The sequence below is a fragment of the Desulfobacter sp. UBA2225 genome (genome assembly GCF_002348205.1).
Classification (GTDB): Bacteria; Desulfobacterota; Desulfobacteria; order Desulfobacterales; family Desulfobacteraceae; genus Desulfobacter; species Desulfobacter postgatei.
Window position 1 is genome coordinate 1 of sequence record NZ_DDYV01000295.1, and the last position, 6,136, is coordinate 6,136.

At 43.8% G+C, this 6,136-nt stretch carries 6 protein-coding genes, 1 other RNA gene and 2 pseudogenes; all 9 read left to right on the forward strand.

Annotation, left to right across the window (positions count from 1 at the left end):
• Positions 1-59: pseudogene (locus B3D59_RS18505) on the forward strand (hypothetical protein); the annotation flags it as partial.
• A gap of 230 nt (positions 60-289) precedes the next feature.
• Positions 290-781, forward strand: a pseudogene (locus tag B3D59_RS15430) (F0F1 ATP synthase subunit beta); the annotation flags it as partial.
• Positions 782-798: 17 nt separating this feature from the next.
• Positions 799-1,206, forward strand: a complete 408-nt coding sequence (locus tag B3D59_RS15435) for a F0F1 ATP synthase subunit epsilon (protein ID WP_286821595.1) — start codon at positions 799-801, stop codon at positions 1,204-1,206.
• 93 nt (positions 1,207-1,299) lie between these two features.
• Positions 1,300-2,088, forward strand: a complete 789-nt coding sequence (locus B3D59_RS15440; protein WP_286821601.1) for a sugar phosphate nucleotidyltransferase — start codon at positions 1,300-1,302, stop codon at positions 2,086-2,088.
• A 63-nt stretch (positions 2,089-2,151) separates the two neighbouring features.
• Complete coding sequence (gene zapB / locus B3D59_RS15445; RefSeq protein WP_157488442.1) at positions 2,152-2,403, forward strand: cell division protein ZapB; 252 nt, start codon at positions 2,152-2,154, stop codon at positions 2,401-2,403.
• A gap of 46 nt (positions 2,404-2,449) precedes the next feature.
• Positions 2,450-2,746, forward strand: coding sequence for a cell division protein ZapA (locus B3D59_RS15450; protein WP_286821608.1), 297 nt, complete (start codon positions 2,450-2,452; stop codon positions 2,744-2,746).
• 25 nt (positions 2,747-2,771) lie between these two features.
• Positions 2,772-2,958: non-coding RNA, 6S RNA (ssrS, locus tag B3D59_RS15455), on the forward strand.
• Positions 2,959-3,087: 129 nt separating this feature from the next.
• Positions 3,088-4,650: a ribonuclease Y gene (rny, locus tag B3D59_RS15460; RefSeq protein WP_277004099.1), complete on the forward strand. Its 1,563-nt coding sequence runs from the start codon at positions 3,088-3,090 to the stop codon at positions 4,648-4,650.
• 15 nt (positions 4,651-4,665) lie between these two features.
• A complete protein-coding gene (tyrS, locus tag B3D59_RS15465) occupies positions 4,666-5,952 on the forward strand; it encodes a tyrosine--tRNA ligase (protein WP_286821622.1) in 1,287 nt (428 codons plus the stop codon).
• Positions 5,953-6,136 lie beyond the last annotated feature (184 nt).

Genomic DNA, 6,136 nt, shown 5'->3' on the forward strand with positions numbered 1-6,136 from the left:
GCGAGCTCCAGGAACGTATCACATCAACTGACAAAGGTTCCATCACCGCTGTACAGTGCGTTTATGTACCTGCCGACGACTTGACTGATCCGGCTCCTGCTACCACATTTGCTCATCTTGACGGAACTGTTGTTCTTTCCCGTCAGATTGCTGAGCTTGGTATTTATCCTGCAGTGGATCCCCTTGACTCCTCTTCAAGAATTCTTGACGCAGCATACATTGGTGAAGATCACTATAAGGTTGCCCGGGTTGTGCAGCAGACCCTGCAAAAGTACAAAGAACTCCAGNNTACGTTCCCGCCGACGACCTCACGGACCCGGCGCCGGCGACGACGTTCGCGCACCTCGACGGAACGGTCGTTCTTTCCCGGCCGATTGCGGAGTTGGGCATTTATCCCGCCGTGGACCCGCTGGATTCCTCTTCCCGCATACTGGATGCCAACTACATCGGCGAGGATCATTACCGCACCGCGCGCCAGGTGCAGCGGATCCTGCAAAAGTACAAAGAACTCCAGGACATCATTGCCATCCTTGGTATGGATGAATTGTCTGACGAAGATAAACTTACTGTACAGCGGGCCAGAAAGCTGCAGAAGTTTCTCTCCCAGCCCTTCCATGTAGCTGAAACCTTTACCGGTATGGCCGGTGTGTTTGTAAAGGTTGAAGATACCGTCAGATCTTTCAAAGAGATTATCGAAGGTAAGCATGATGACCTTCCCGAAAATGCTTTCTATATGGTTGGATCCATCGAAGACGCCATTGCAAAAGCCAAAGCTCAATAACCATTCGGAGGTTGATTATGGCTGATAAATTTTTTCTTGAAGTTGTAACGCCGCAAAAGGCAGTGGTCAGTGAAGATATCCAAAGTATTTCAGCGCCTGGCAGCGAAGGTGAATTTTGTGCCTTGAAAGGGCATACAACCTTTTTGACCTCACTGAAAACAGGTGTCATCCGTTATAAAGATGCAAGCGGTAATGAGCGCATTCTCTTTGTGAGTGGCGGATTTGCCGAAGTCCTTCCGGATAAGGTAACCATTCTCGCTGAATCGGCTGAACGCTCTCAGGAGATTGATCTTGGCAGGGCAAAAGAAGCCCAGGTTCGTGCTGAACAACGGTTGAGGGACAAGGCGGCACAGATAGACATTATTCGTGCCGAGGCTGCTTTGCAGCGAGCTCTGTTCCGGATTAAAATTGCAGGTACTCACTAAGAATATTCGGTTTGTCTGATGGTTTGATAACCACCAGGTCTATAATGCCGAAAATACGGAGTAAAAAAGGGATGCCTTTATGGGCATCCCTTTTTGTTTTCATCACCTATAAAGAAGCAGGGGGAGGTAATGAACAATATAGCAGTTATCATACTGGCTGCAGGAAAAGGCAGCCGCATGAAATCGGATTTAGCCAAGGTACTCCACAAGGTCGCTGGTGAAAGCATGGTTAACCACGTGATTGAAGCCGCTCTTGATGTCTCTTCGGGTCATATTCATGTCGTGGTAGGGCACCAGGCAGAAAAAGTGCAAAAAGAGGTTCAAAATAAATATAATGTTCAATTTGCCTTTCAAAAAGCGCTTATGGGAACAGGGGATGCGGTCAAGGTTGCATTGCCCGGAATTGATCCCTGTATTCAACATATCTTGGTTTTGTGCGGTGATGTTCCGTTGATAAAAAGCCAGACCCTATTGGATTTGGTTTCGGCACACAGGAACCTAATGGCTGATTTGACTGTTCTCGCAGCAAAAATTAAAAACCCGACCGGCTACGGCAGAATTATTCAGGATGACGACGGACAACTCCTTGCCATACGCGAAGAGGCGGATGCAACTGATTTGGAAAAGCAGATTAATATCATTAACTCCGGGATTTTTTGTTTTGAAAAACGATTTCTTGAATCGGCTATAAGACGTATTAAGAACAACAATAGTCAGGGAGAATACTATCTTACCGACCTTGTAGAAGTCGCTGTCCAAGACAGAGTTAGAACATTTGTTAGGATCATAGACGACTCTGAGCAGGTTATCGGCGTTAATACGATTGAACAGTTAAACCGCATCAATAAATCGTTTCATAAGTCTCCGAAGGAATTATCTTGACTTTCATCAGGCTGCTTAATATATTAGTAGTTAATTAATTACCATTTTATGAGACTTAAGAAATTGAATAATGAGGATATAGCAGCCAAGTTTGATGACATTAACATCCACGTGGACTTTTTAATAGAGTCCTGCCAAAGTCTTCAAAAAGAAAACGCAGAGCTCTCTGTTAAAATTAGAGAACTTGAAGATCAGTTGGAACAGAAAATTAAAAAAGAAGATGTCTATGTCGACCGGGAGTCTATGATGAATGAAAAAATTAACGGGCTCCTTTCAAAACTGGATGGTTTCTCGGAAACCGTATCCGGGGGATGACAAATTAAAAAACGTTTGAATATATATATTCGGTAAAGGGCTTTCCTTGGATGAGATCGTTAAAATTGAGCTTTTTGGGGAAGAATTTAAGTTTAAACCGGATACAGAGCAAGTATATGATCCGGTAAAAATTGCAGCCCATGTCAAGGAATATATAGAAGAAGCAGAAAGCCTTTTCCAAAATAAAACCAGCAGTAAAAACAGAATGGCTATTCTGCTTCTTGCAGCCATGAATTTATCTAAGGATTATCATGAACTGCATTTGAAGTATTCAGACCTTCAAAAAGACATTGAAAGCAGAGTATCATCCTTATTGGAGAAAATAGACAAGACAATGAAATAAAATTTCATTGGTCTAAAATTATAACAACCCCCTGCGATGTGCGTGATTGTATGACAGACTTTGTCCTAACGCATAAAAACCTAGGGGGATCACGCTGATACTGGTGCGCAGGTTCCCTTTTAAGGGAAAAGCCTAAAGGTATTATTGATTCCCCGTCTTTTGGACCCTTGGTTCAAAGCCTTAAGAAACAACACGGCAGTTGCGGGGGAATTGTTATGATCTTAAAGACGCTTTGCCGTACCTCCTTCTTATCCTAACGTATTATTCCATTTCTTTTTTAGCAAGATAAAACACGGGTACATATTTTTTTTGTAACCCTCTTATTCCAGGAGAGAAATTGTATGAGTTTTACAATGATGCTTGCATTCATGATGGTGCTGCTGGCTGTCGGTGCCGTCATTTTATATGTGATAAAAGGAAAAATTGATCAGCAGAGACGTGATTTTTTAGAAGAGCAACGCGTTGGCATGGACGAGGCGGTTAAAAAAGCTGAAACTCTCCTTAGGGAAGCTAAATTGGAGGCCCGCTCTCGTCTGCTGGAAATGAAAAGCATCTTTGATGCTGAGACTGAAGAGACACGGGCTGAGTTGAAAAAAGAGGAGCGAAGGCTTTCTAAGAAAAGTGAAAAGCTTGACAAGCTTGAAGATCAATGTGCCAAAAGAGAAAAATCCATAGAAAAAAATGAACGGGACATTGCGGAAAAACTTGAATCTGTAATCCAAAAAGAAAAATCCTATACGCAACTTCTTGAAGAGACAAAAAAAGAGCTTGAAAAGGTCTCCGGGATGACCCTTGAGCAGGCCAAAGAGCTGCTGCTTAAAACCATGGAGGATGAAGCCAGGCACGAAGGTGCTAAAATGGTTAAAAAGATCACTACCGAAGTCAGGGAGAAAGCAGATAAAGAGGCTAAAAAGATTCTATCGACTGCGATTCAACGCTATGCGGGCGACTATGTTGCTGAACGCACCGTTTCTGTTGTTAATCTGCCCGGAGATGAAATGAAGGGTCGAATTATCGGCAGGGAAGGTCGCAATATCCGTGCTTTGGAAGCCGCAACCGGTATTGATCTGATTATTGACGATACTCCGGAAGCTGTCATTTTGTCAGGATTCAACCCCGTCAGGCGGGAGGTGGCGAGGATTTCCCTTGAAAAATTGATTTCAGATGGAAGAATTCATCCCGCTCGTATCGAGGATGTTGTGGCGCGTGCAACGGAGGAGGTTGATCTTGCAATTAAAGAAGCCGGCGAGCAGGCTGCGTTTGACTTGGGTGTGCACGGGATTGATCCGGAACTTATCAAAGTGCTTGGCAAGCTCAAATTCAGAACCTCCTATGCCCAGAATGTTTTGCAGCATTCTATTGAAGTGGCGTTTTTGGCCGGTATTATAGCTGCTGAACTTGGTCTGGACATAAAGCTTGCCCAGCGCATGGGGCTGCTTCACGATATTGGCAAGGCCGTGGATCATGAAGTAGATGGCGCACATGCCATTATTGGCGCCAAGCTTGCTAAAAAATATGGTGAAAGCGAAAGCGTTGTTAATGCCATTGCTGCCCACCATGAAGACCAAATGCCTGAGAGTGTATATGATTTCATTGTACAATCCGCTGATGCGCTTTCCGGAGCCAGGCCCGGTGCCAGAAAAGAGAGTCTTGAAAACTACGTAAAACGGTTGGAAGATCTTGAAAATATCGCTAATAGTTTTGACGGCGTGGTAAATACCTATGCCATTCAGGCCGGGCGTGAGATTCGGGTCATTACTGAAAGTGAAAAAATTACTGATGAGAGTGCAATGCTGCTTTCAAAAGATATTGCCCGCCAAATTGAAGAGAATCTGACATTTCCGGGCCAGGTCAAAGTTGTTGTTATTCGGGAAACCAGAGCGGTTGAATATACCAGGAAATGATAAGGAAGAAAGAGCATGAGTGTTTTATCGATTTTAAAAGAACGTGGATTTATTGAGGCAACAACCCATGCCCAGGAGCTTGAAGACTATTTAGAAAATAACAGGGCTACCTGTTATATCGGTTTTGACCCAACCGCTTCAAGTCTGCACGTTGGAAGTCTTGTGTGTATTATGGCACTGGCCCACATGCAACGCGAGGGGCATCGCCCCATTGGACTTGTCGGCGGCGGGACAGGGCTTATTGGGGATCCATCCGGTAAAACAGAGCTGCGCAAAGTGCTTACCCAGGATCAGATTGATGAAAACAAAGCCGGCATCCGCGAACAATTGTCCAGGTTTATTGATTTTTCCGAAAATAAGGCATTGATGCTTGATAATGCGGCATGGCTAACCAATTTGGGATACATTTCGTTTTTAAGAGATATTGGTCGGCATTTTTCCATAAATAAGATGATCAAAGCAGAAAGCGTTAAATCCAGAATGGAATCAGACGATGGTCTCACTTTCATTGAATTTAACTATATGTTGCTCCAGGCTTACGATTTCATGGAACTTGCCAAAACCCATGACTGTCTGCTTCAGATGGGCGGAAGTGATCAATGGGGTAACATTGTGGCAGGGATTGATCTTGTCCGTCGTACGCTTGGTAAACAAGCTTTTGGGATCACTTTTCCATTGATAACCACAGCGTCCGGTATAAAAATGGGGAAAACCCATAAGGGGGCTGTCTGGCTTGATCCTGAACGATTTTCTCCTTATGAATATTATCAATTCTGGGTAAATACTGATGATATGGATGTGGCAAGATTTCTGGCACTATTTACTTTTCTGCCCATGGAAGAGATCGAAGTTGTAAGAAAATTGGAAGGGGTGGATTTGAATAAAGCCAAAACTATTCTTGCATATGAGGCAACTAAAATTGCCCATGGAGAAGATGAGGCCCGGAAATCCCTTAAAGCGGCAGCGTCTATGTTTGGATCCATTGAGGTGCCTTCTGATCTTCTGTCTTCTGCAAGTATCCCCCGGGGGATGCTTTCCTTTGGGGCTGATGAGTCATTGCCTACCAGTACCTTTAATAAGGGGGATGCGGTGGACAAGATGTTTGTGGTTGACCTGTTTTGCGACGCAGGTCTGTGCAAGTCCAAATCCGATGCCCGTCGTCTCATCAAACAGGGTGGGGCGTATATTAATGGTGAAAGACTCGGTTCCTTTGATCAGATTGTTACAGAAGCGGACGTAAAAGACGATGAAATTCTGCTTCGAGCAGGAAAGAAAAAGTATCACAAAATTATTTTAAAATAATTTAAAAAAAGGTTTGACAAAACCTGAACACGGATGTATATTGTCCAGGTTTTGTTGAACAGGAAACACCAGACAGAATTTTGATCTTTGAAAATTGGTCAGTGAAAAAGAAAAGAGCGGGTCAATGACAATGCGCTTTGGAGTGTAACAGCTTTAAGTGCAGACCTTAAAAAGTTTTAGTAAA

Bases quoted from the DNA above. Each gene is read 5' to 3' on its own strand.
- B3D59_RS15435 (WP_286821595.1), top strand. From the start codon at position 799: ATGGCTGATAAATTTTTTCTTGAAGTTGTAACGCCGCAAAAGGCAGTG.
- rny (WP_277004099.1), top strand. From the start codon at position 3,088: ATGAGTTTTACAATGATGCTTGCATTCATGATGGTGCTGCTGGCTGTC.
- tyrS (WP_286821622.1), top strand. From the start codon at position 4,666: ATGAGTGTTTTATCGATTTTAAAAGAACGTGGATTTATTGAGGCAACA.